Origin of the sequence: Rathayibacter sp. AY1D9, from assembly GCF_002932395.1 — a bacterium.
Lineage (GTDB): Bacteria > Actinomycetota > Actinomycetes > Actinomycetales > Microbacteriaceae > Rathayibacter.
In genome coordinates this window covers 1-22,299 of record NZ_PSVQ01000047.1, presented here as the reverse complement: position 1 = coordinate 22,299, position 22,299 = coordinate 1, and the positions used below count along the sequence as shown (strand labels likewise).

Genomic DNA, 22,299 nt, shown 5'->3' with positions numbered 1-22,299 from the left:
CGCGTCCGTGAAGAGCATCGAGCGGGCGAACTCGCCGAACTTCGCCTCCGCCTTCTGCCGGAGCCTCGCCTGGGTGAGCACCGCGGCGACGAGGACGGGCGGGGCCGGCGGGACCGGGACGGAGCCGTGCTGCTCGTCGGAGCCGGGGCCGGGACGGGTGCTGTCGTCGCTCATGGCGCGAGTCTAGCCAGCACCCGGGCGGCGGCGGAGGGGTTCCGTCCGCTCACGCGGGCAGGTAGCCGCCGTCGCGCAGGTCGCCGACGAAGGCCGTCCAGGCGAGGTAGGCGATCACCGCGAGGACGATCGCGAGGTAGCCCAGCACGAAGCCGGCGACCGCGAGACCGCGGCCGCGCTGTCCGGAGCGTCGGGCCTGGGCGAAGCCGATGTGGCCGAGGACGATGGCGGCGGGCGCCAGCCCCAGCAGTCCGCACACCAGAGCCGCGACCGCGAGCGGATTCATCGGCGGGCGGCGGGGCGGGAGACCGGGGTAGGGATCGGCGGCGGCCGTCGGCGGCGGGTAGGCCGCCGACGGCTCGCCGAGCGGAGGGGCGAACGGCGCGGGCGCCGGTCCGGTCTGCGGTCCGGGCGCGGTGTCGTCGGTCACGGTGTCCTCCTGGTGGTGCGGGCGCCCCCGAGCCTCGGAGGCGTGTCGATCAGTACCCGGTCGAGGGCATGGTCGCCGCGATCGAGAAGAGCGCGACGAACGAGATGATGGTGATGATGATCGCGACGAAGCCGATGATGACGGCGGCGAGGGCGAGGCCGCGGCCCTTCTCCCCCGTGCGCTTGATCTGCGACAGGGCGATGAAGCCCAGCACGATGCCCACGATGGAGACGAAGAACGAGGCGATGAAGCCGATGATCGCCAGGATGTTGTAGCGGTCGGACGCGGGCGTGTACGGAGTGGTCATGGAATCCCCCAGGGTCAGGAACGAGCGGATGCGGCCAAGAGTGGCAGTGGCACGATCCGCCTGTCAAAAAGCTGGACGGCGCTTGCGCGCCCCGGCCGCCGCCCGGTAGAGGCCTCAGCGGACCTGGATCTCGGTGACCGGGAGGGTCGAGTCGGCCCCGAAGCCGAGCCCCGACGGCGGATGCCCCGCCTCGATCAGCTGCGCCGCCAGTGCGGCGATCATCGCGCCGTTGTCGGTGCAGAGCGAGAGCGCCGGGATCCGCAGGGTCACTCCCGCGGCCGCGCACCGCTCCTCCGCCAGAGCGCGCACCCGGGCGTTGGCGACCACGCCGCCCCCGAGCAGGAGGCGCGGCACGCCCCGGTCGCGGCAGGCGGCGAGCGCCTTCGTGAGCAGGACGTCGGCGACCGCCTCGCGGAAGCTCGCCGCGACGTCGGCCACGGGCACCTCCTCCCCCGCGTCCTGGCGCTTCTCGACCCAGCGGGCGACCGCGGTCTTCAGCCCTGAGAACGAGAAGTCGTAGCGGTGGCGCTCGAGGTCCTTCGGCAGGCTGAGCCCGCGGGGGAAGCGGATCGCCTTCGGGTCCCCGTCCGCCGCCACCCGGTCGATCTGCGGTCCGCCGGGATAGGGCAGGCCCAGGACGCGCGCCACCTTGTCGAAGGCCTCGCCGGCGGCGTCGTCGATGGTCTCGCCGAGCAGCTCGACGTCCGACACCAGATCGCGGACGTGCAGGAGCGAGGTGTGCCCGCCCGAGACCAGCAGCGCGATCGTCGGCACCTCGACGGGGCTGCCCTCGCTGCCGTCGGCCCGGAGGACGTCGGCTCCCACGTGGCCGACGAGGTGGTTCACGGCGTAGAGCGGCAGGCCGAGCGAGACGGCGAGCGCCTTCGCCGCTCCGACGCCGACCATGAGGGCGCCCGAGAGCCCCGGTCCGCTGGTGACCGCGATCGCGTCCAGGTCGCCGAGCGCGACACCGGCCTCGGAAAGCGCCGCGTGCAGGGCGGGCTCGAGCGCCTCCAGGTGCGCCCGGGCGGCCACCTCGGGCACGACGCCGCCGTAGCGGGCGTGCTCCTCCATCGAGGAGGCGATGGTGTTCGAGAGCAGCGTCGTGCCGCGGACGATGCCGATCCCCGTCTCGTCGCAGCTGGTCTCGATGCCGAGGACGAGGGGTCCGGTGCTCACGGGGTCTCCTGGGTCGGGGTCGGCGGCAGGCGCATCACGATCGCGTCCACTCCGTCGGGCTGGTAGTAGGCGGGGCGGACGCCGATCTCCTCGAAGCCCTCCGAGCGGTAGAGGGTCTGCGCGGCGGGGTTGTCGGCGCGGACCTCGAGGAAGACCTCGCGGGCGCCGCGTTCGCCGGCCGCCTCGAGGAGCGCGCGCAGCAGTCGGCGGCCGAGGCCGGTGCGGCGGACCCGGGCGACGACCGCGATCGTCTGCACGTCGCCCTCGTGGGCGCCGACGGGGCAGAGGAGCCCGGCGTAGCCGACCACCTCGCCGTCCTGCTCGGCGATCAGGTACCGGGTGTGACGGCTCCGGATCTCCTCCGCCATCATCCCGCGCGACCAGGCGTCGCCGGCGAACTCGGACTGCTCGATCGCCATGACGGCGTCGAGGTCGTCCGGCTGCGCGTCGCGGAGCACGGCCTCGCTCATGCGGTCACCCGCTTGGGACCGGCCGACAGCGTGACGTCGGGCGAGCGGAGGTAGAGGGGCTCGTCCTCGGCGCCGGGCCGGCCGGCAGCGCGCAGGCGGGCGGCCACGACTCCGAGCTCGCCGGCGGAGACCGACTCGGCCTCCAGGCGCGGGAGCTCCGGATGCGGGAGGGCAGGCGGCTTGTCCAGGCCCGGGCCGGCGACGCGGACGGGGAGTCCCTGGTCGTCGAGCCCGTCGTAGGCGCTCCAGTACAGCTCGCGGCGGCGGGCGTCGGTGACGACGAGGAAGCCCGCGGCGCGCCCGTGCCGCAGCGCGGCGAGCGCGATCGCGTCGTGCGAGACCACGGGGAGGGTGGGGACGCCGCGGCCGAGCGCGAAGGCCCGGGCGGCGGCGATCCCGACCCGGAGGCCGGTGAAGGGGCCGGGGCCCATGCCCACGGCGACCGCCTCGATCCCCCCGGGAGCCACGTCGGCCGCCTCGAGCGCCTCCTGGATCAGCCGGCCGACCACCTCCGCGTGGCGCATGGTGTCGGTCTCGGTGCGCTCCGAGCGCACGGCGCCCGCGGAGTCGACGACGGCGACGGAGGTTCCGGAGGAGGTGTCGATCGCGAGGAGCACGCGTCCAGGGTACCCGCGGGCTCAGCTCCAGCCGGTGCCGCGGAAGCGGACGGTCCGCGGCTCGATCGGCTCCTCGCCCTCCTCGGCGTCGGAGCCGGCGGTCGGCCGCTCGATGACCACGTCGAGCCAGGACTCCGCGACGCCGTCCAGCATCCCGGCCCCCCACTCCACGACGATCACAGAGCGCGCCGGATCGAGGTCGAGGTCGTCGAGCTCGACCGGCGAGCCCACGCGGTAGGCGTCGACGTGCACGAGCGGCGGCCCGTCGTGCAGCGGCGGATGCGTCCGCGCGATCACGAAGGTGGGGCTCGTCACGGGACCCCGCACGTCGAGGCCCTCGCCGAGCCCGCGCGTGAAGGTCGTCTTGCCCGCGCCGAGCGGCCCGGTCAGCACCAGCAGGTCGCCGGCGCGCAGCATTCGGCCGAGCTCGCGGCCGAGCTCCGCCATGGCCTCCGGATCGGCGACCTCGACGACGCGGTCCGCGAACCAGGAGCGCTCAGGCACGGCCGTCCGCCGCGCTCAGCAGCCGCCGCTGGACCCGCGGCCCGAGCCGGGTGACCAGCTCGTAGTTGATGGTGCCGCACCACCGCGCCCACTCGTCGACCGAGGGGACGCCGGTCGTCGGGTCGCCCCAGAGCGTCACCGGGTCGCCCGTCGCGACGCTCGCATCCCCCACGTCGACGACGAACTGGTCCATCGCGACCCGCCCGGCGATCCGGTGGCGGCGGCCGCCGATCGAGACCTCCGCGACGCCGGAGGCGCTCCGCGGGATGCCGTCCGCGTAGCCGAACGGCACGAGCGCGAGGGTCGTCCCGCCCTCGGCCCGCCAGGTGTAGTCGTAGCTCACGCCGGTCCCGTGGGGCACCCGGCGGACGCCGGCGACGCGGCCCTGGAGCGTCATCGCCGGGACGAGCCCGAGCTGGAGCGAGGTCTCGTCCTCGAACGGCGAGAGTCCGTAGAGGGCGATGCCGCTGCGCACCATGTCGAGGCGTGCTTCCGGGAGGCGCAGCGCCGCCGCCGTCGCCGCGAGGTGCAGGACCGGCGCCTGCACCCCGTGCGCCGCCAGCACGGCCTCGGCGCGGCGGAGGAGCGCGAGCTGGGCGAGGTCGTCCTCGCGCGAGGTGTTGGACAGGTGCGAGAGCAGCCCGGTGAGGTGGACGGTGCCGCGAGCGCTGTGACGGGCGAGCGCCTCCGCCAGGTGCGGCCACTCCTCCTCCGCGGCGCCGTTGCGGCTGAGGCCCGTGTCGACCTTGAGCTGCACGGCCGCGCGCACGCCGCGGTCCTCCGCCGACTGCGCGAGCGTGTCGAGCTGGTCGACCGAGGAGACGGCGACGTCGATCGAGTGCTCGAGCGCCGCGTCGAAGTCCTCGCCGGGGTCGTGCAGCCAGCAGAGGATCGGAGCGACGACGCCTGCCTCGCGCAGGGCCACGGCCTCCCGCAGCTCCGCGGTGCCGAGGGCGTCCGCGCCGCCGTCGAGCGCCGCCTGCGCCGCGGCCAGGGCGCCGTGCCCGTAGCCGCTGGCCTTGACGACGGCCATCAGCCGGCGGGCGCCGGTGAGCTCGCGCAGACGCGCGGCGTTCGCCGCCATCGCGTCGACGTCGATCACCGCCTCGCGGTACGACGCGGGGACGCTCACGACTCTGCCACCACGAACGCGCAGGCCACGCCCGCGTCGTGCGTCATCGAGAGGTGCACGCGCGTGATCCCGCGCGCCTCCGCGGCCGCCCGGGCCGGGCCGTGCAGCGCGAAGGACGGATTCCCGTGCTCGTCCCGCTCGACGACCATGTCGTGCCAGCGGGCGCCCACGGAGTCGCCGAGCGCCTTGATCAGCGCCTCCTTGGCGGCGAAGCGGCCCGCCAGCGAGGCGACGGGGAGCGAGCGTTCGCTCTCGGCGAACAGCCGGTCGCGGAGCCGGGGCGTGCGCGTCAGCGAGCGCTCGAAGCGCGCGAGGTCCACGACGTCCACCCCGATCCCCACGATCACGGCTCGATCACTCGACCGTGACCGACTTGGCGAGATTGCGCGGCTGGTCGACGTCGAGGCCCTTGGCGGCGGCGAGCTCCATCGCGAACATCTGCAACGGGGTGACGGCGAGCAGCGGCTCGAACAGCGGGTCGGCGAGCGGGATCGGCACGACCTCGTCGGCGATCTGGATCGCGGCCGTGTCGCCCTGCTCCGCGATCGCGATGACGCGGGCGCCGCGGGCCTTGATCTCCTGGATGTTCGAGATCACCTTGCGCTGCAGCTCGTACGACTCGCTCGGGCTCGGCACGATCACGAAGACGACCTGGCCAGGCTCGATCAGTGCGATCGGGCCGTGCTTGAGCTCGCCCGCCGCGAAGCCCTCGGCGTGGATGTAGGCGAGCTCCTTGAGCTTCAGCGCGCCCTCGAGCGCCACCGGGTAGCCGACGTGGCGGCCGAGGAACAGCACCGCGCGGGTGTCGGCCATCCAGCCGGCCAGCTGGGCGATGTCGTCGGAGGCGTCGAGCACGCGGGAGAGCTTCTCCGGGATCGCGGCGAGCTGGGCCGCCTGCGAGGCGACGAGCTCGGTGGAGGCGGCTCCGCGCACCGCGGCGAGGTGCAGCCCGAAGAGGTAGAGCGCCGCGATCTGGGCGACGAAGGCCTTGGTCGAGGCGACCGCCACCTCCGGGCCCGCGTGCGTGTAGAGCACGGCATCCGACTCGCGTGGGATCGTCGCGCCCTGGGTGTTGCAGACCGAGAGCGTCTTGGCGCCGTGCTCGCGGGCGTACTTGACCGCCATCAGCGTGTCCATCGTCTCGCCGGACTGGCTGATCGAGACGACGAGGGTGCGCGGGGTGAGCACCGGGTCGCGGTAGCGGAACTCGTGGCTGAGCTCGACCTCGACGGGGACGCGCGCCCACTTCTCGATCGCGTACTTGGCGACCATGCCCGAGTAGGCGGCCGTGCCGCAGGCGATGATCGTGATGCGGTCGATCTCCGTCAGCACCGGGCCGAGCGCGTCGAGCTCCGGCAGCGTGATCGCGCCCTCGTGGATGCGGCCGCGGAGCGTGTTCGCGACGGCCTCGGGGCCCTCGGTGATCTCCTTGGCCATAAAGCTCGACCAGCCGCCCTTCTCGGACGCCGACGCGTCCCAGGCGATCTCGAACGGCTCGGTCTCGACGGGGTTGCCGAAGAAGTCGGTCACCGTGACGAGCTCCGGGGTGATCGTGACGATCTGGTCCTGGCCGATGGCGACCGCGCGGCGGGTGAACTCGACGAACGCCGCGACGTCGGAGCCGAGGAAGTTCTCCCCGTCGCCCAGGCCGATCACGAGCGGCGAGTTGCGGCGCGCGCCGACGACCACGCCGGGCTGGTCCTGGTGCAGGGCGAGCAGGGTGAACGCGCCCTCGAGGTGCGCGACGACGGCCTGGAAGGCGAGCACGAGGTCGCCGGTGCGGCGGTACTCGCGGGCGATCAGGTGCGCGGCGACCTCGGTGTCGGTCTCGCTCTCGAAGACGGCGCCCTCGGCGAGCAGCTGCTCCTTGAGCGGCTGGAAGTTCTCGATGATGCCGTTGTGGATGACGGCGAGCCTGCCCTCGTCCGCGAGGTGGGGGTGGGCGTTGCGGTCGGTCGGGCCGCCGTGCGTCGCCCAGCGGGTGTGGCCGATGCCCGTGGTGCCCTCGGCCAGCGGGTGCGCTTCGAGGTCGTCGACGAGGACGCTGAGCTTGCCCGAGCGCTTGCGGCTGTCGAGCTGCCCGTCGGCGTCGATCACGGCCACGCCGGCCGAGTCGTAGCCGCGGTACTCCAGACGCTTCAGGCCCCCGAGCAGCACGGCCAGGCTGTCGCGCTCACCGACGTATCCAACGATTCCACACATGCGCTCGATTCTAAGCGGCGCGGAGGCGCCTCCCGCGGCGTCGGGCACCCGGCGGGGCGGACGCTAGGATCGGTCCCCATGCCGTCGTCTCCTCGCGATCCCGCACGCGACGCGCACCCCTCCCCCTTCGTCGAGATCGTCCGCTCCGACTGGGCCGAGCTCGCCCGCACCACGGAGCTGCCGCTGTCGGAGACCGAGGTCGTGCAGCTGCGGGGGCTGGGCGACCGGCTGAGCCTCACCGAGGTCGCGGAGGTCTACCTGCCGCTCTCGCGCCTGCTGAGCCTGTACGCCGGTGGCGCGCGGCACCTGCACCGCGCGACGAGCACGTTCCTCGGGGAGCGCGCGCAGCCGACTCCGTTCGTGATCGGCGTCGCGGGGTCGGTCGCGGTGGGCAAGTCGACGATCGCGCGCCTGCTGCGGGAGCTGCTCGCCCGCTGGGAGGACACGCCCCGCGTCGAGCTGGTGACCACCGACGGCTTCCTGCTGCCCAACCGCGAGCTGGAGCGCCGCGGTCTGATGAGCCGCAAGGGCTTCCCCGAGTCGTACGACCGGCGGGCGCTGCTGCGCTTCGTCTCGGAGGTGAAGGGCGGGGCCGCGGAGGTGCGCGCGCCGTTCTACTCGCACCTCTCCTACGACATCGTCCCCGACGCCGAGATCGTCGTGCGGCGGCCGGACGTGCTGATCGTCGAGGGCCTGAACGTGCTGCAGCCGCCGGTGCCCGGTCACGGCCTGGCGGTCAGCGACCTGTTCGACTTCACCGTCTACGTCGACGCCCGGACCAGCGACATCGCGCGCTGGTACGAGGAGCGCTTCCTCACCCTGCAGCAGGGCGCGTTCGCGAATCCGAACTCCTACTTCCACCGCTACGCGGCGCTCAGTCCGGACGAGGCCCGTGAGCGCGCGCGGAGCATCTGGGCCGCGATCAACGAGCCGAACCTGCTGCAGAACGTGCGCCCCACCCGCTCCCGCGCGAGCCTGGTCCTCCGCAAGCAGGCCGACCACACCGTCTCCTCGGTCCTCCTCCGCAAGATCTGACCGCGCCCCCGGTCGCTGTTCGCCGCCGCGCGCACCGCGCAGCCACCGACCTCCTCGAACCCCTCCACCGCAGGATCGGTGCAGGCTCGGGACCACCCGCGAGCCGTCGGCGGGAATCGCGTGCCAAGCGATTCACGCGCGGCGAACGCGACCCGCTCCACCCGTGCAACCACCTCGCGAAGCCGACCGCGAGGTGCCGCGCAAGGAGCGGCCCCGCAACAAGCACCGCCGCGTGCCAAGCGATTCCCGCGCGGCGAACGCGACCCGCTCCACCCATCGTGACCACCTCGCCAAGCCGACCGCGAGGGGCCGCGCAGGGAGCGGCCCAACCCACGAGCCGTCGTGGGAATCGCGTGCCAAGCGATTCACCCGCGGCGAACGCGCCCCGCTCCAGCCATCGCAACCACCTCGCCAAGCCGACCGCGAGGGGCCGCGCAGGGAGCGGCCCCGCAACGAACACAGCCGTCGTGAGAATCGCGTGCCAAGCGATTCACCCGCGGCGAACGCGCCCCGCTCCACCCATCGCAACCACCTCGCCAAGCCGACCGCGAGGGGCCGCGCAGGGAGCGGCCCCGCAACGAACACAGCCGCGTGCCAAGCGATTCACCCGCGGCGAACGCGCCCCGCTCCACCCATCGCGACCACCTCCCCAAGCCGACCGCGAGGAGCCGCGCAGGGAGCGGCTCCTTAAGAACGCAGCCGCTCGAGCACGACCGCGGCGAGCGATTCGGCGAGGCGGTCGGCCGTCTCCTGCGTCTTCGCCTCGACCATGACGCGCACCATCGGCTCCGTGCCGGAGGGGCGCAGGAGCACGCGGCCGTCGCTGCCGAGCTCGGCGGTGGCGTCGGCGACGGCGGAGGCGATGACCTCGTCGTCGCGGACGCCCTCGCGGTCGACGCCGCGCACGTTGAGGAGGGTCTGCGGGAAGACGGACATGACGGCGGCCAGGTCGGCGATCGTGCGTCCGGTCCGGGCCATCTCGGCCGCGAGCTGGAGGCCGGTGAGCACGCCGTCGCCGGTGGTGGCGTAGCGGCTCATGATGACGTGGCCGGACTGCTCCCCGCCGAGCGAGTAGCCGCCGTCGTTCATCGCCTCGAGGACGTAGCGGTCGCCGACCGCGGTCTCGATGACGCGGATGCCGGCGTCGCGCATGGCGAGCTTGAGGCCGAGATTGCTCATGACGGTGGCCACGAGGACGTCGTCGCGGAGGGCGCCGCGGCGGGCCATGGCGGTCGCGAGGATAGCCATGATCTGGTCGCCGTCGACGATGCAGCCCTCGGCGTCCACCGCGAGGCAGCGGTCGGCGTCGCCGTCGTGGGCGATGCCGATGTCGGCGCCGGCCGCGCGGACGGCGTCGGCGACGTTGTCGAGGTGGGTGGAGCCCACTCCGTCGTTGATGTTGAGGCCGTCGGGGTCGTTGCCGATGACGGTGACGGTCGCTCCGGCGTCGGTGAACACCTGGGGCGAGATGCCGGCGGCGGCGCCGTGCGCGCAGTCGATGACCACGTGCAGGCCGTCGAGACGGGTGCCCTCGAGGGATCCGAGCAGGTGGAGAACATAGCGGTCCTCCGCGTCGGAGAAGCGGGTGATGCGGCCGACGTCGGCTCCGGTCGGCGTGAGCGGGGGGACCCCGAGGGCCGCTTCGATGCGGTTCTCGAGCTCGTCCGGAAGCTTGCGTCCGCCGGCGGCGAAGAACTTGATGCCGTTGTCGGCGGCAGGGTTGTGCGAGGCCGAGATCATCACGCCGAAGTCGGCGTTCTCGTCGGCGATGAGGTAGGCGGTGGCGGGCGTCGGGATGACGCCCGCATCGAGCACGTCGACTCCCGCGCTCGCGAGACCCGCCGCGACCGCGGCTCCGATGAACTGACCGGAGATGCGGGGGTCGCGGGCGAGCACGGCGACGGGCCGACGGCCCTCGGCCCGGGCGGCCGCTCCGAGTACACGGGCGGCCGCCTGGGCGAGGCCGAGAGCCAGGTCGGCCGTGACCTCGCGATTCGCGAGGCCACGGACGCCGTCTGTTCCGAACAGGCGCGGCATGGTGCGCAGTCCCTTCTCGAGCTGCTGGTCGTGCGGCCGTCAGGCCGCGTCGACTAGCGCTTCGAGAACTGGGACGCCTTGCGGGCCTTCTTGAGACCGGCCTTCTTGCGCTCGATGACGCGGGCGTCGCGGGTCAGGAAGCCCGCCTTCTTCAGGATCGCGCGGTTGTTCTCGCGGTCGATCTCGTTGAGTGCACGGGCGATGGCGAGGCGCAGCGCGCCGGCCTGACCGGAGGGGCCGCCGCCGGTGATCTTGGCGACCACGTCGTAGGAGCCGATCAGGTCGAGCACCTTGAAGGGGTCGGTGATCAGCTGCTGGTGCAGCTTGTTGGGGAAGTACTCCGCGAACTCGCGGGCGTTGACGGTCATGCCGCCGTTGCCGGGGACGAGGCGCACGCGGGCGATGGCCTGCTTGCGTCGGCCCACGGCTGCGCCGGAGACGTTGAGGACGGCGCGGGGCGTCGTGGACGCCTCGGTGGCCGGGCTTTCGGTGGAGTAGCTCTCGGGAGCCACGTCGATCTGGTCTGCGATCTTCGCCACGGTGTAGGTGATCCTTTGTCTTCGAAGTCTGGGGTGTCGGGGAGGGCCGGAGCCTACTGGGCGACCTGGGTGAAGGCGTACGCCTGCGGCTGCTGGGCCGCGTGGGGGTGCTCGGATCCCGTGTAGACCTTCAGCTTGCGCAGCTGGGCGCGGCCGAGGGAGTTCTTGGGGAGCATGCCGCGGATGGCCTTCTCGACGGCGCGGACCGGGTTCTTCTCGAGGAGCTCGGCGTACGTGGTGGCCGAGAGGCCGCCCGGGTAGCCGGAGTGGCGGTAGGCCTTCTTCTGGAGGAGCTTCTGGCCGGTGAGGGCGACCTTCTCCGCGTTGACGATGATGACGAAGTCGCCCATGTCCATGTGCGGCGCGAAGGTGGCCTTGTGCTTGCCGCGCAGGAGCGCCGCGGCGTGGGTGGCGAGACGGCCGAGCACGACGTCGGACGCGTCGATGACGATCCAGTCGTGCTGGACGTCAGCCGGCTTCGGAGAAAAAGTGCGAGTCACGTGAGTGCTGCTTTCTGGTCGGAGTGAGGTGTTCGTGGATCCCGCTCCGTGGCCGTTCGACCCTCGAGGGGGACGAACCGATCCGGTGGAGGGCTCAACTTCGGGCGCTCGGCACACGGCCGAAAACACCAAGGGTCGACATTACAGCAAAGCCCCCGTGCGGCCAAGCACGGATCGTGGCGGCAGGGGCTCCGGCACCGGGAGGTGCGACCCGAGCCGCCACGGGTCGCGGGGCGCGGGCGCGCGCCCTCGCCTCACTCCGAGTCCTCCGGGTCCGGCCCCTCGGTCCGCACGGTGCGCTTCGCGCGGGTGAGCAGGGCCCGCTCGGCGAGCGCGTCGTCCTCGGGGTAGTCGACCTCGCGGAGAATGAGGCCGCGGGCCGGCATCACCGCGAACGCGTTGGTCCGTCTGGCGGCGTCGCGGAGCAGCGGGACCGCCCCCGCCTCGAGCTTCCCGGCGCCGACCGCGACGCACGCCCCCACGAGGGCCCGCACCATGCTGTGGCAGAAGGCGTCCGCGCGCAGGTGGGCGTGCAGGACTCCGTCGGCGTCTCGCTCCCAGGTGAAGTCGAGCAGGCTCCGGATGGTGGTGGCCCCTACGCGGGCACGGCAGAACGACGCGTAGTCGTGCAGGCCCAGGAGCGAGCGGGCCGCGGCCGACATCGCGTCGAGGTCGAGGGAGTCGGTGATCCAGGTGGTGTACGTGCGGTCGAGCGGGTGGCGCATCGAGGAGGCGTCGGCCAGCCGGTACTCGTACCGCCGCCAGCGCGCCGAGAACCGCGCGTCGAACCCCTCCGGCGCCTCCGTCACCCGGTGCACCGAGACGTCGGTGTACTGCCCGAGGATCCCGCGGAGCCGCCGCTCCAGGATCGACGCGGGCGGGAACGGCTCCTCCCCCGGTCGGCGCCGGCCGGTGCTGATGCGGCCCCACTGCTCGGGGGTGAGGTCGACGTGGGCGACCTGGGCGCTGGCGTGCACGCCGACGTCGGTGCGCCCGGCGACCGTCACGGTCGGGTGCTGCTCGGAGCGCAGCACCAGGGCGAGCGACTCCTCGAGCACCCCCTGCACGGTGCGGAGGCCGGGCTGCTTGGCCCACCCGGAGAAGTGCGAGCCGTCGTAGGCCAGGTCGAGGCGGACGCGGTGGAGCATCGGACGAGTCTAGAGCGCGCCGTGGTCGCGGCTCAGGCGACCGCGAGCGGGACGTCGACGGCCGCCAGGGCCGAGACCGCCTAGCCGACCAGCGTCGACTGCTCGCCGACCGAGGAGACGATCCGCGCCTCCCAGCCGCCTGCGAGCACGGCCAGCTCGGAGGGAGCGGAGGCGATGCCCTGCACCCAGTAGGCGGCCGTGCCCAGCGAGACCGGCACGGCGCCGAGCGCCTCGCCCGCACCGGTGAAGGTCTCGACGAGGGGCCCGCGGTGCAGCGTCAGCACGACGACCGGGTCGCCGCCGTCGACGGCGTAGGAGCACGTGTCTCCCGCGGCGGTGATCGACACGGTGCCCGCCGTCGAGCCGGCCTCCTGCTCGACCAGGGAGGCGGGGAGAGCGGTCGCGCAGTCCACGCCCCCGCTCGACGGCACGGAGGGCACGGAGGACACGGTCGGTGCGGCCGACGGCACGGGGGTCGTGCTCGCGAGACCCGCCGACTCCGGCACGTCGATCACCTCGCCGGAGGCGCAGCCGCTCACTCCGCCCGCGAGTGCCAGGGCGAGGAGCGCCGCAGCGGCCGAGGAGCGCAGTCGCACAGGAGTCCTCCGAGGATCGTCGGGGCGGACCCCGGGAGCGCCGGTCGTGACGCGGCCGCACCCGACGAGCGCAGCCGTGCCATCGTAAGCGACGATTCGCGCCACTCGGCCCCGTGGAACGACGAGAGCCCCCCGCCCCGGAGGGGACGGAGGGCTCTCGGCAGAGGGGGCGTGACTACTTGGTCGCGCCGGTCTCCTCGACAGGAGCGTCCTGCGCGGCGTCCTCGACGGGAGCGTCCTGCACGGGCGCCTCCTCGACGGGGGTCTCCTCGGCAGTGGTCTCCTCGGCGGGGGCCTCGTCCACCGGAGCGGACACGGGCGCCGTGGCGGTGCGCGACTTCTTCGCCTTGGGCGTGACGGGCTCGAGGACGAGCTCGATCACGGCCATGGGCGCGTTGTCTCCCTTGCGGGGGCCGATCTTGGTGATGCGGGTGTAGCCGCCCTCGCGCTCGGCGACGAGCGGAGCGATCTCGGTGAAGAGCTCGTGGACGACCGACTTGTCGCCGATCGTCGCGAGGACGCGACGGCGGGCGTGCAGGTCGCCGCGCTTGGCGAAGGTCACCAGGCGCTCGGCGAGCGGACGAAGGCGCTTGGCCTTGGTCTCGGTCGTCTTGATGCTCTTGTGCGTGAACAGGGCCGCGGCCAGGTTCGCCAGCAGCAGGCGCTCGTGTGCGGGTCCGCCTCCGAGGCGGGGGCCCTTGGTGGGCTTGGGCATGGGTTTACTCCAGTACTAAAGGGGTGTCAGCAGGTCGGACGCGAGGAGCCGGGGCTCCGGAGCGGAGGACCTAGATGCTCTCGTCGTCGTAGCTGTAGAAGTGGGCGCCGTCGAACCCGGGGACCGAGTCCTTGAGCGACAGGCCGAGCTCCGTCAGCTTCTCCTTGACCTCATCCACCGACTTCTGACCGAAGTTGCGGATGTTCATGAGCTGCGTCTCCGAGAGGGCGACGAGCTCATTGACGTTGTTGATGCCCTCGCGCTTGAGGCAGTTGTAGCTGCGCACCGAGAGGTCGAGGTCCTCGATGGGCATGGACAGCTCGGTCGAGAGGACCGCGTCGACCGGCGCGGGGCCGATCTCGATGCCCTCGGCCGCGTTGTTCAGCTCGCGGGCGAGACCGAACAGCTCGGTCAGCGTGCGTCCGGCGGAGGCGATGGCGTCGCGCGGCGAGATCGCGGCCTTCGTCTCCACGTCCACGACCAGGCGGTCGAAGTCGGTGCGCTCGCCGGCACGGGTGGCCTCGACGCGGTAGGTGACCTTCAGCACGGGCGAGTAGATCGAGTCGACCGGGATCTGGCCGGCCTCGGAGAACTCGCTGCGGTTCTGGGTCGCCGAGACGTAGCCGCGGCCGCGCTCGATCGTGAGCTCGAGCTCGAACTTCGCCTTGTCGTTCAGCGTGGCGATGACGAGCTCCGGGTTGTGGATCTCGACACCGGCCGGAGCCGAGATGTCCGCGGCGGTGACCTGGCCGGCTCCCTGCTTGCGCAGGTAGGCGGTGATCGGCTCGTCGTGCTCGGAGGAGACGACGAGTCCCTTGATGTTCAGGATGATCTCGGTGACGTCCTCGCGGACGCCCGGGACGGTCGTGAACTCGTGCAGGACTCCGTCGATCCGGATGCTGGTGACAGCAGCGCCGGGGATGGAGGACAGCAGGGTGCGACGCAGCGAGTTGCCGAGCGTGTAGCCGAAGCCGGGCTCGAGGGGCTCGATGACGAAGCGGGAACGGAACTCCGAGATGTTCTCCTCGGTGAGCGTCGGACGCTGTGCGATAAGCACTGATGATTCCTTTCGATCACGTGTCCGCTATATGACACGTGCGTTTGCGAGGTGTGGAGTTGTGAAAGAAATGCGCGATCCGTCGGCCGGCCGCACTCCCCGCCCGGAGGCGGTTCGTGCGGCCGGCCGACGGCTGCGAGTGCTGCTTAGACGCGACGACGCTTGGGCGGGCGGCAGCCGTTGTGCGCCTGCGGGGTGACGTCGTTGATCGAGCCGACCTCGAGGCCTGCGGCCTGGAGCGAGCGGATCGCGGTCTCACGACCCGAGCCGGGGCCCTTCACGAAGACGTCCACCTTCTTCATGCCGTGCTCCTGAGCCTGGCGCGCGGCCGACTCGGCGGCGAGCTGGGCGGCGAACGGCGTCGACTTGCGCGAGCCCTTGAAGCCGACTCCACCGGACGAGGCCCAGCTGATGACGGCCCCGGAGGGGTCGGTGATCGAGACGATGGTGTTGTTGAACGTCGACTTGATGTGGGCCTGGCCCACAGCGATGTTCTTCTTCTCCTTGCGGCGCGGCTTGCGCGCGGCCGACTTGGGGGTAGCCAATTCTGTATCTCCTCTAGGTCCGTGTCGCCCGCGTTACTTGCGGCCGGCCTTCTTCTTGCCGGCGACGGTGCGCTTGGGTCCCTTGCGGGTGCGCGCGTTCGTCTTGGTGCGCTGTCCACGGACCGGGAGGCCGCGACGGTGGCGGAGGCCCTCGTACGAGCCGATCTCGACCTTGCGGCGGATGTCGGCGGCGACCTCGCGGCGGAGGTCGCCCTCCACCTTGTAGTTGCCCTCGATGTAGTCGCGGAGCGAGACGAGCTGGTCGTCGCTGAGGTCCTTGACGCGGATGTTGCCGTCGATCCCGGTGTCGCTCAGGGTCTTGAGCGCGCGAGTGCGGCCGACACCGTAGATGTAGGTCAGTGCGACCTCCACGCGCTTCTCGCGCGGGATGTCTACTCCTGCCAGACGTGCCATTGTGGCTTCTCCTGTGAGTGAGTGGAGGTGTGAAGCAGCACCGGTGCCTCGGCCTCCGACCGAAGGTGTCCTCGCCGTCCACCCCGGGGTCGCCGGGGTGCTGCGCGATTTCTGGTGCTGCGGGTGTGTTCAGTTGTGCAGTGGGGGCGGCACGCCGCCCCTGCGCTCCCTCGCGGAAGCAGCGGGACTAGCCCTGGCGCTGCTTGTGGCGGGGGTTGCTGCTGCAGATGACCATCACGTTGCCGTGGCGGCGGATGATCTTGCAGTGGTCGCAGATGCGCTTGACGCTGGGGTTGACCTTCATTGTTCTTGTCCTTGTTTTCGCTGGCGTCGTGCTCCCGGCGGATGCCGGGGCCGTTCCTTACAGGACACGCACGTCGCGAACGTCAGCGGAGCGAACGCCTACTTGTAGCGGTAGACGATCCGGCCGCGGGTCAGGTCGTAGGGGCTCAGCTCCACGATCACCCGGTCCTCGGGGAGGATCCGGATGTAGTGCTGACGCATCTTGCCCGAGATATGGGCGAGAACTTTGTGTCCGTTGGTCAGCTCCACGCGGAACATCGCGTTGGGGAGCGCCTCGACAACCGCACCTTCGATTTCGATGACACCGTCTTTTTTGGCCATAGCCTCACTGTCGTTCGGAAGTAGTGTGTGTACTGGTCGTGCGAATGTTTCCGCGACGATCCACCACCGGGCGAGAGCCCGGATCGGGGTTCGCGGGCATGCCGGAGCACGCGCAAAACACCAAGGGTCGATGCTACGCGAATCGCGGCCGTTCCGCCACCTCGGGCGTGTCGCCCCCTCCTCCGCCTCCGCGCCCGACGCGCGCCCCCTGCCGGGCCCCGCGTCCGCCGCCGCCTAGGCTGGCTCCGTCGAGCCGGAGGGAGAGCACATGGCGCGCACGACGAGGTCAGCGACCGCGAGGCGGAGCTGGTACTCGCACCCGGTGGTGACGATCCTGGCGGCGATCGCGGTCATCGCCCTGGTGCAGACCTTCTTCGTGAAGGTGTACACGGTGCCGACCGGCTCGATGGAGAACACCCTCCAGGGCGGCGGGTTCTTCGGCGACCGCATCCTGGTCGACCGCACCCTCGCCCTCCAGGGCGGGCCGGAGGAGGGGCAGATCGTCGTCTTCTCGCGCGACGCCGACTGGGGCGCGAGCGACGAGGCCGGCAGCCCCCTCTCCGAGATCGTGAAGACCTTCGGCGACGTCACCAGCATCGGCCCCTCCCACGAGGAGTTCCTCGTCAAGAGGCTGATCGCCGAGGGGGGCCACACCGTCTCCTGCTGCGACGCCGAGGGGCACGTGCTGGTCGACGGGAAGCCGCTGGACGAGTCCTACGTGTTCGAGGACTTCCCCTTCACCGCCGGGACCCTCGACTGCACGACGAGCCCCGCGTCCCTCCGCTGCTTCGACGAGTACACCGTCCCCGAGGGCTCCCTCTTCGTCCTGGGCGACCACCGGTCGAACTCCAACGACTCGCTCGGCGAGTGCCGCGGCGCCGGCGGGCCGATCGACACGTGCGTGAAGACCGTGCCGATCGACAGGGTCACCGGACGCGTCTTCGCCGTGGCCTGGCCGCTCACCCGCTGGCGGCTGTTCTAGCGCTCCGCCCGAGCCGCCGCAGACGACGACGAGGTCCCCCGCGAGAAGCAGGGGATCTCGTCGTCGTCCGCCGCCGTGCGGCCACGGGACTACCCGCGCACGACCGCCACGACCCGGTCGAAGAGCGGATGCTCGGCCGTGAGGCCGGTGACCTCCGCCACGAACTCCTCCGGGCTGAGCGCGGCCAGCTTCTCGTGGAGCTCCACGCTCTGGGGGTCCTCGGGCACGTCGAAGCGCAGCGCGGCGCCGATCGCGGCGAGCAGGCCCTCCGGCGTGCGCCCGCGGTCGGCGAGCTCGGCCGCCGGTCCGATGAAGCGCTCGTGCCGCGACAGCTTCCGCAGCGGCTGGCGTCCCACCCGGTCGACCGTGTCGGTCAGGTACGGGTTCGCGAAGCGCTTCAGCGTCTTCTCGAGGTAGGCCTGCTGCTCCTCGTCGCTGAAGCCGTGCTTGGCCACGATGAGCGCCTTGGTGTCCTCGAGCGCGGCCTTGACCGCGTCGTGCACCTCGGGCATCGCCAGCGCGTCGGAGAGCTTGTGCGCTCCGGCCGCGAAGCCGGTGTAGGCGGCCGTCGCGTGGCCGGTGTTCACCGTGAAGAGCTTCCGCTCGATGAAGGGCTCGAGGTCGTCGACCCAGGTCGCGCCCGGGATCTCCGGCTCGGTGCCCTCGAACGAAGTGCGGTCGACGACCCACTCGAAGAAGCTCTCCACTGTCACGTCCAGGCCCTGGCCCGGGTCCTGGTTCGGGACGATGCGGTCCACCGCGGTGTCGGCGAAGACGGCGCGGGTGCGCAGGCGCTCCCACTCGTCCGCGCCGAGGTTCGCGGCGACCTCGGTCTGCAGGAGGCGCGTGGCGTTGATCGCGTTCTCGCAGGCCATGACCGCCAGCCGCGGCGCCGACTCGTCGCGGGCCGCGAGGCCCTTCGCGATCACGGGGGCGACGAAGCGCAGAATGTTCGGGCCGACGGCCGTGGTGACGATGTCGGCGGCGGCGATCTCGCGGACGAGAGCCTCCTCGTCGGCGGCCGAGTCGATCGCCCGGAAGCGGTCGACGACGTGCGTGGCCGCCTCCTCCCCCACCTCGTGCACCTCGTAGCTGTCGGCAGCGCCGAGGCGGCCGATCAGCTCGGAGTTGACGTCGGCGAAGACGAGCTCGTAGCCGGCGCCGTGCAGGATCAGGCCGACGAAGCCGCGGCCGATGTTGCCGGCGCCGAAGTGGACGGCGGTGGGCATCAGGAGTTGACCTCGCCCAGCAGGCTGTAGAGCGACTGCGCGTCCGGGGCGTCGAGGAGCTTCTGCACCTCGTCCTCCTCCGAGAAGATGATCGCGATCTTGGAAAGGATCTCGAGGTGCTCGTTGTCGACGCCGGCGATGCCGACGACGAAGCGCACCTCGTTGCCGTCCCAGTCGATCGGCTGCGCATAGCGCACGAACGAGAGGGCGGAGGAGCGGATCTCGTCCTTCGCGTCGTTGGTGCCGTGCGGGATGGCGAGCAGGTTGCCCATGTAGGTCGAGACGGTCGCCTCGCGGGCGAGCATGGCCTCGTAGTAGGCGGGGGTGACCGCGCCGACGCCGACCAGCATGTCGGCGGCCTCCTTGATGGCGGCCTCCTTCGTGGTGGCGGTGCCGGAGGCGTCGATCTGTCCGATGGTGAGCACGTCGCTCATGGGGTGCGTCCTTCCGTGGAGGTGCTGACAGCGAGGGAACCCGCAGGGGCGAGCGGAGCGTGTCCGCCCTGTCGCACCCTACGGGTTCCCTCCGAATGGTTGGCGTACTACTTGCCGTGCTGCTCCGCGACCAGCGAGACGACCTCGTCGTACTTCGGGCTGTTCATGAAGTTGTCCACGGAGACGTGGATCGCGCCCGGGGTGCGCTGGCGGGCGCGCTCCGTGAGCTCGGCCTGGGTGATGACCAGGTCCACGTCGTCCTCGAGAGCGGCGATCGCCTTGTTGGTGACCGTGACGTCCTCGAAGCCCGCCTTCTTCATCTTGTTCCGCAGCACCGAGGCGCCCATCGCGGACGAGCCCATGCCGGCGTCGCAGGCGAAGACGATGTTCCGGACCTGGGTCGCGGTGGCCGTGGCCCCCGCGGTCGAGGCGCCGGCCGAGTCCTGCGGAGCGTTGGCGCCGCGGGCGTTGATGAGCGAGCCGACGGCGCTCTCCTTGCCCTTGTTCGCCTCGTTGGCGGCGACGGCGGCGGCGAGCTTGTCGTCGCCCTCCTGCTCCGCGGCCAGGTCGCGCTTGCGGCCGGACCGGATGATGACCGAGGCCACCAGGAACGACACGGCGGTCGCGAGGATCACCGAGAGGATGACGCCGAGGAAGCTGTCGTTCGCGGTCTGCAGGAGCACCGCGATGATCGAGCCGGGCGAGGCGGGGGCGCGGAGGCCGGAGTTGAACGCGACGTTCGTCGCGACACCGGTCGCACCGCCGAGGATGACGGCCGCGAGCAGCGCCGGCTTCATCAGCACGTACGGGAAGTAGATCTCGTGGATGCCGCCGATGAAGTGGATGATCGCCGCACCGGGAGCGGAGGCGCGGGCCGCGCCGACGCCGAAGAACGCGAAGGCCAGGAGCACGCCCATGCCGGGGCCGGGGTTGGCCTCGAGGAGGAAGAGGTAGGACTTGCCCGCCTCCTCCGCCTGCTGGACGCCCAGCGGCGTGAGGATGCCGTGGTTGATGGCGTTGTTCAGGAAGAGGATCTTCGCCGGCTCGATGAAGAGCGAGGTCAGCGGGAGCAGGCCCGCGTTGACCAGGAACTCCACGCCCGCACCGAGGGCGGTCGAGAGGCCGACCACGAGCGGCGCGACGCCCGCGAAGGCGAGGAGCGCGAGGAGGAGGCCGAGGATTCCGGCGGAGAAGTTGTTGACCAGCATCTCGAAGCCGGGCTTGATCTTGCCGTCCCAGATCGAGTCGACCTTCTTCATGAGCCACGCCGACAGCGGGCCCATGATCATGGCGCCGATGAACATCGGGATGCCGGCGCCGACGATGACGCCCATGGTCGCGATGGTGCCGACCACGCCTCCGCGGGCGCCGTAGACCATGCGGCCGCCGGTGTTCGCGATGAGGAGCGGGAGGAGGTAGGTGATCATCGGGGCGACGAGGCCGGTGTTGACGACGTCGGGATCCGTGCTCCAGCCGCCGAACTGCTGGACCCAGGTGGCGTCGATGCCGAGGAGGGGGAGCCATCCGGTCTGGATGAAGAGGGCCGTGATGAAGCCCCAGGCGATGAAGGCCGCGATGTTCGGCATGACCATTCCCGAGAGGAAGGTGCCGAAGCGCTGGACGTGGACGCGCGCTCCACCGCGCGTCGACGTCGCTGACGTCGTTGTCATGTGGTGTGTTCTCCGATTTCTAGGGGCGGGCGTCGGCGGCGCTGTCGGCGGCGAGAGCGAGCTCCGCGTACCGCTTGGCGTCCTCGAGGGTGTGCTCGGCCAGCTCGGCGCGGACGTCGGCGAGAGCCGACGGCGACATCGAGAGGGTGGTGGCGCCGAGGCCGACGAGGACCACGGCGAGCAGCGGGTCGGCGGCGGCTTCTCCGCAGATCCCGACGGGCTTGCCCAGCGCCGCTCCCGCGCGGCCGACCTCGCCGACGAGGCGGAGCACGGCCGGGTGCCACGGGTCCTGGAACGCCGAGACCGTGCCGAGCATGCGGTCGGCGGCGAGCGTGTACTGGGTCAGGTCGTTGGTGCCGATCGAGGCGAAGTCCGCGACTCCGAGGATGCGGTCGGCGAGCAGGGCGGAGGAGGGGACCTCCACCATCACTCCGGCGGTGCGGATGCCGAGCTCCCGCGCCATCGAGGTGAAGTAGCGGGTCTCGTCCACGGTCGCGACCATCGGCGCCATGACCCAGAGGTCGGCGTCGGTCGCGGCATCGGCCTGGGCGAGGGCGGTGAGCTGGTCGCGGAGGATCTGCTCGCTGGCGCGGAGGGCGCGCAGTCCGCGGAGACCGAGGGCCGGGTTCTCCTCGTGGTCGTCGTTGAGGAAGCTCAGCGGCTTGTCGGCGCCGGCGTCGAGCGCGCGGACGACGACCTTGCGGCCGGGGAACGCGGCGAGCAGGCGCGTGTACTGCTCCGCCTGCTCGGCGACCGAGGGCGCCTCCTTCGCGTCGAGGAAGAGGAACTCGGTGCGGAACAGCCCCACTCCCTCGGCGCCGAGCTCGACCGCGTTCGCAGCGCCGTCGGCCGAGCCGAGGTTCGCGAGCAGCGGCACGGCGTGGCCGTCGGCCAGCGCGCCGGGGACGACCGGTGCGGCGAGCATCTCGGCGCGCTTGGCGATCGAGGACTTCGCGGCGCCGATCTCGGCGTCCGAGGGGTTCACCGTCACGACGCCGGAGGTGGCGTCGAGGATGACGAGCTGGCCGTCCCGCAGGTCGAGGGCGCCGGTGGTGCCGACGATGGCGGTGATCGACTTCTCCCGGGCGAGGATCGCCGTGTGCGAGGTCGGTCCACCGTCGCTGGTGATCAGGCCGAGGACCTTCTCGAGGTCGAGCAGCGCCGTGTCGGCCGGAGCGAGGTCGCGGGCGACGAGCACGAACGGCTCGTCCGACTCGGGGACGCCGGGAGCGGCGACGCCGCGCAGGTGCGCCACGACGCGCTGCGAGACGTCGTCGAGGTCGGTCGCGCGCTCGGCCATGTAGCCGCCCATCGCCACGAGCAGGTCGCGGAAGCCGGCGAAGGCCTCGTGCACGGCGCGCTCCGCGGTCTTGCCCCCGGCGATCCGCGCCTTGACGTCGTCCGCGAGGGACGGGTCCTCGGCCATCAGGGCCTGGGCGTCGAGGACGTCCTTCGCCGAGCCGCCGGCCCGCTCGCCTCGGTGGCGGATCGTCGCGGCGGTGGCGGACAGCGACGAGACGGCGCGCTCCTCCTCCTGGGCGACGCTGCGGGTGCTGGCGGTGTCCTCGGGTTCGGGCAGCGGCTCCGGCATGCGCAGGACCGGCCCGAGGGCCAGCCCGCGTCCCACTCCGGTGCCCTGGAGCTTGGCGGAGGCGTAGGCGGTCTGAGGAGTGGACAGCGTCATGGGTGCTCGTTCCTGTCGTGCGGAGTGCGGGCGGGAGAAGAGGATGCGGGGGGCCGGGAGAGAGCGGGGCGGCGG

General features: G+C 71.8%; 26 protein-coding genes. 2 read left to right on the top strand and 24 right to left on the bottom strand.

What is annotated here, in order from left to right:
* Positions 1-223: 223 nt before the first annotated feature.
* The 9 genes from C5C50_RS15125 to glmS all read right to left on the bottom strand — a co-directional run bounded on the left by C5C50_RS15125 (position 224) and on the right by glmS (position 7,015).
* Positions 224-604, bottom strand: a complete 381-nt coding sequence (locus tag C5C50_RS15125; protein WP_104234159.1) for a DUF4190 domain-containing protein — start codon at positions 602-604, stop codon at positions 224-226.
* A 49-nt stretch (positions 605-653) separates the two neighbouring features.
* Entirely contained in the window at positions 654-911 is a 258-nt protein-coding gene (locus C5C50_RS15120) for a DUF4190 domain-containing protein (RefSeq protein WP_104225014.1), read from the bottom strand.
* A gap of 114 nt (positions 912-1,025) precedes the next feature.
* Positions 1,026-2,090 carry a tRNA (adenosine(37)-N6)-threonylcarbamoyltransferase complex transferase subunit TsaD gene (gene tsaD / locus C5C50_RS15115; protein ID WP_104225013.1) on the bottom strand — a complete coding sequence of 355 codons (1,065 nt, stop codon included), beginning with the start codon at positions 2,088-2,090 and terminating at the stop codon, positions 1,026-1,028.
* Entirely contained in the window at positions 2,087-2,560 is a 474-nt protein-coding gene (gene rimI / locus C5C50_RS15110; RefSeq protein WP_104263585.1) for a ribosomal protein S18-alanine N-acetyltransferase, read from the bottom strand. Before rimI ends, tsaD begins: the two co-directional genes overlap by 4 nt.
* A complete protein-coding gene (tsaB, locus tag C5C50_RS15105; protein ID WP_104248199.1) occupies positions 2,557-3,177 on the bottom strand; it encodes a tRNA (adenosine(37)-N6)-threonylcarbamoyltransferase complex dimerization subunit type 1 TsaB in 621 nt (206 codons plus the stop codon). The genes rimI and tsaB overlap by 4 nt, the downstream gene beginning before the upstream one ends.
* 21 nt (positions 3,178-3,198) lie before the next feature.
* Entirely contained in the window at positions 3,199-3,624 is a 426-nt protein-coding gene (gene tsaE, locus C5C50_RS15100) for a tRNA (adenosine(37)-N6)-threonylcarbamoyltransferase complex ATPase subunit type 1 TsaE (RefSeq protein WP_104273819.1), read from the bottom strand.
* A 49-nt stretch (positions 3,625-3,673) separates the two neighbouring features.
* Positions 3,674-4,813, bottom strand: a complete 1,140-nt coding sequence (alr, locus tag C5C50_RS15095) for an alanine racemase (RefSeq protein ID WP_104273818.1) — start codon at positions 4,811-4,813, stop codon at positions 3,674-3,676.
* Positions 4,810-5,160 carry a holo-ACP synthase gene (locus C5C50_RS15090; protein ID WP_104225009.1) on the bottom strand — a complete coding sequence of 117 codons (351 nt, stop codon included), beginning with the start codon at positions 5,158-5,160 and terminating at the stop codon, positions 4,810-4,812. Before C5C50_RS15090 ends, alr begins: the two co-directional genes overlap by 4 nt.
* 7 nt (positions 5,161-5,167) lie before the next feature.
* Positions 5,168-7,015 (bottom strand): glutamine--fructose-6-phosphate transaminase (isomerizing), encoded by a 1,848-nt coding sequence (glmS, locus tag C5C50_RS15085; protein WP_104227413.1) that lies wholly within the window; start codon positions 7,013-7,015, stop codon positions 5,168-5,170.
* Between the two features lie 78 nt (positions 7,016-7,093).
* Here glmS and coaA point away from each other — a divergent pair, with 78 nt between their 5' ends.
* Positions 7,094-8,050 carry a type I pantothenate kinase gene (gene coaA / locus C5C50_RS15080; protein ID WP_104234153.1) on the top strand — a complete coding sequence of 319 codons (957 nt, stop codon included), beginning with the start codon at positions 7,094-7,096 and terminating at the stop codon, positions 8,048-8,050.
* Positions 8,051-8,737: 687 nt separating this feature from the next.
* On the opposite strand, the gene glmM is transcribed toward coaA, so the two are convergent.
* From glmM to infA, 11 genes are all read right to left on the bottom strand, one after another.
* A complete protein-coding gene (gene glmM, locus C5C50_RS15075; protein WP_104273817.1) occupies positions 8,738-10,087 on the bottom strand; it encodes a phosphoglucosamine mutase in 1,350 nt (449 codons plus the stop codon).
* Positions 10,088-10,140: 53 nt separating this feature from the next.
* Positions 10,141-10,626: a 30S ribosomal protein S9 gene (gene rpsI / locus C5C50_RS15070; RefSeq protein WP_104225004.1), complete on the bottom strand. Its 486-nt coding sequence runs from the start codon at positions 10,624-10,626 to the stop codon at positions 10,141-10,143.
* Positions 10,627-10,679: 53 nt separating this feature from the next.
* Complete coding sequence (gene rplM / locus C5C50_RS15065; RefSeq protein ID WP_104225003.1) at positions 10,680-11,126, bottom strand: 50S ribosomal protein L13; 447 nt, start codon at positions 11,124-11,126, stop codon at positions 10,680-10,682.
* 254 nt (positions 11,127-11,380) lie between these two features.
* Entirely contained in the window at positions 11,381-12,274 is an 894-nt protein-coding gene (locus C5C50_RS15060) for a tRNA pseudouridine(38-40) synthase TruA (protein ID WP_104261555.1), read from the bottom strand.
* An 80-nt stretch (positions 12,275-12,354) separates the two neighbouring features.
* Entirely contained in the window at positions 12,355-12,870 is a 516-nt protein-coding gene (locus C5C50_RS15055) for a hypothetical protein (RefSeq protein ID WP_104273816.1), read from the bottom strand.
* Positions 12,871-13,045: 175 nt separating this feature from the next.
* A complete protein-coding gene (gene rplQ / locus C5C50_RS15050) occupies positions 13,046-13,585 on the bottom strand; it encodes a 50S ribosomal protein L17 (RefSeq protein ID WP_104225000.1) in 540 nt (179 codons plus the stop codon).
* A gap of 70 nt (positions 13,586-13,655) precedes the next feature.
* Positions 13,656-14,642: a DNA-directed RNA polymerase subunit alpha gene (locus tag C5C50_RS15045; protein ID WP_104224999.1), complete on the bottom strand. Its 987-nt coding sequence runs from the start codon at positions 14,640-14,642 to the stop codon at positions 13,656-13,658.
* Between the two features lie 146 nt (positions 14,643-14,788).
* The gene (gene rpsK / locus C5C50_RS15040; RefSeq protein WP_055787170.1) at positions 14,789-15,187 is read right to left on the bottom strand and encodes a 30S ribosomal protein S11; all 399 of its coding nucleotides are present in this window, start codon (positions 15,185-15,187) and stop codon (positions 14,789-14,791) included.
* 33 nt (positions 15,188-15,220) lie between these two features.
* Positions 15,221-15,601: a 30S ribosomal protein S13 gene (gene rpsM / locus C5C50_RS15035; protein WP_068251511.1), complete on the bottom strand. Its 381-nt coding sequence runs from the start codon at positions 15,599-15,601 to the stop codon at positions 15,221-15,223.
* A 187-nt stretch (positions 15,602-15,788) separates the two neighbouring features.
* Entirely contained in the window at positions 15,789-15,905 is a 117-nt protein-coding gene (gene rpmJ, locus C5C50_RS15030; protein WP_055787164.1) for a 50S ribosomal protein L36, read from the bottom strand.
* Positions 15,906-16,003: 98 nt separating this feature from the next.
* Positions 16,004-16,225, bottom strand: a complete 222-nt coding sequence (gene infA / locus C5C50_RS15025) for a translation initiation factor IF-1 (RefSeq protein WP_022883252.1) — start codon at positions 16,223-16,225, stop codon at positions 16,004-16,006.
* A 268-nt stretch (positions 16,226-16,493) separates the two neighbouring features.
* Between infA and lepB the strand changes: the two genes are divergently transcribed.
* Positions 16,494-17,207 carry a signal peptidase I gene (lepB, locus tag C5C50_RS15020; RefSeq protein ID WP_104269409.1) on the top strand — a complete coding sequence of 238 codons (714 nt, stop codon included), beginning with the start codon at positions 16,494-16,496 and terminating at the stop codon, positions 17,205-17,207.
* Between the two features lie 89 nt (positions 17,208-17,296).
* On the opposite strand, the gene C5C50_RS15015 is transcribed toward lepB, so the two are convergent.
* The 4 genes from C5C50_RS15015 to ptsP form a co-directional block, all read right to left on the bottom strand.
* Positions 17,297-18,436 carry a mannitol-1-phosphate 5-dehydrogenase gene (locus tag C5C50_RS15015; RefSeq protein ID WP_104273815.1) on the bottom strand — a complete coding sequence of 380 codons (1,140 nt, stop codon included), beginning with the start codon at positions 18,434-18,436 and terminating at the stop codon, positions 17,297-17,299.
* Positions 18,436-18,870: a PTS sugar transporter subunit IIA gene (locus C5C50_RS15010; RefSeq protein ID WP_104224996.1), complete on the bottom strand. Its 435-nt coding sequence runs from the start codon at positions 18,868-18,870 to the stop codon at positions 18,436-18,438. The genes C5C50_RS15015 and C5C50_RS15010 overlap by 1 nt, the downstream gene beginning before the upstream one ends.
* 107 nt (positions 18,871-18,977) lie before the next feature.
* Positions 18,978-20,540, bottom strand: a complete 1,563-nt coding sequence (locus C5C50_RS15005) for a PTS mannitol transporter subunit IICB (RefSeq protein ID WP_104224995.1) — start codon at positions 20,538-20,540, stop codon at positions 18,978-18,980.
* A gap of 19 nt (positions 20,541-20,559) precedes the next feature.
* Positions 20,560-22,131: a phosphoenolpyruvate--protein phosphotransferase gene (gene ptsP, locus C5C50_RS15000; RefSeq protein ID WP_374954507.1), complete on the bottom strand. Its 1,572-nt coding sequence runs from the start codon at positions 22,129-22,131 to the stop codon at positions 20,560-20,562.
* Positions 22,132-22,299: the final 168 nt, after the last annotated feature.